Origin of the sequence: Pseudomonas pichavaramensis, assembly GCF_050473265.1 — a bacterium.
GTDB lineage: Bacteria > Pseudomonadota > Gammaproteobacteria > Pseudomonadales > Pseudomonadaceae > Aquipseudomonas.
The window spans coordinates 1-1,252 of record NZ_JBJKFJ010000034.1; the positions used below are offsets into that span (position 1 = coordinate 1).

The window sequence follows — 1,252 nt, forward strand, 5'->3', positions numbered from 1 at the left end:
GGTTCTTCACGGAATCCCGGGAAAGATGGAAACAAGAACGCCGGTTTGATGGATGATGTTCGTGCGAGCAAACACATCTACAAACCGGCGTTCTTGTGCACGATGTTAATACGTTCCTGCCCTTTTGGGAGGGCTTTTCTGTCATTGGCATCAGACCTGACGGCGAAGCGCTGTTGATCGATCTGATCCCAAATCCCAGCAGATTCCCTACTTGCAGCGGCTGCCATCAGCCCAGCACCACCATCCATGAATACTGTCAGCGCTCGATCCGTGACTTGCCCATTCTTGGCCGCTCGGTGCGATTGAATGTGGAGCTGCGACGCGTCGAATGTGGCGCATGCGGTAAGCGAATGGAGTCAGTTAGCTGGCTTGACCGCTATTCGCGGATGACCAGACGGCTGGCCGAAGCGGTGACTCAGGCTTGCCGGCGGTTGCCCACACTGCACGTCGCTGAGCTGTTCGGCTTGCACTGGGATAGCGTGCGTTTGCTGGAGCGACGAGCATTACAAGCCGCCTTGGAGAAGCTACCGAAAGCTCAGCCGAAGCGCTTGGTGATGGATGAGTTCGCCTTGTTCAAAGGGCATCGCTACGCCAGCGTTGTGCTGGATGCCGATACCCGACGGGTACTGTGGATTGGCGAAGGACGCAGTCGAGCTGCCATCAGGCCGTTCTTTGAAGAGCTGGGGCCGGAAGGCTGCGCTCGGATAGAAGCAGTGGCGATGGACATGAATACTGCGTTTGACTTGGAGGTGCGCCAACACTGCCCGCAGGCGCGGGTGGTCTATGACCTGTTTCATGTGGTCGCCAAGTACGGTCGAGAAGTGATTGATCGAGTGCGAGTGGATGAAGCCAACCGTCTGCGGCATGACAAGCCTGCACGTAAGGTCATCAAGCAAGCGCGGTGGCTGTTGCTGCGTAATCCAGAGAACCTCAAACGCGAAGAGCAGCAAGTACGCCTACAGGATCTACTGGCCGCTAACCAGTCGCTGATGACGGTTTACCTGATGAAAGCCGAACTTAAAACGCTCTGGTCGCCCACCACTGCCTGGGGCTGGCGATCAGCCTGGAAGCAATGGCTGCGCTTGGCTGGAGAAAGCGAGATACCGGCACTGAAGCAGTTTGCTAAACGACTGAGGGGCTACTGGCGCGGCATCCTGAGCCGAGTGCGCTGGCCCATGCACACGGGTCAGCTAGAAGGGATTAACAACCGGATCAAGGTCATCAAACGGATGGCTTACGGCTACCGGGACAG

1 protein-coding gene is annotated in these 1,252 nt (G+C 57.2%); it reads left to right on the top strand.

Features of this window, described 5'->3' with window-relative positions; all coding sequences use genetic code 11:
- Window positions 1-95: 95 nt before the first annotated feature.
- Window positions 96-1,252 (top strand): ISL3 family transposase (locus ACJRW5_RS24900; protein ID WP_484573140.1); only part of this gene is annotated, 1,157 nt, incomplete at its 3' end.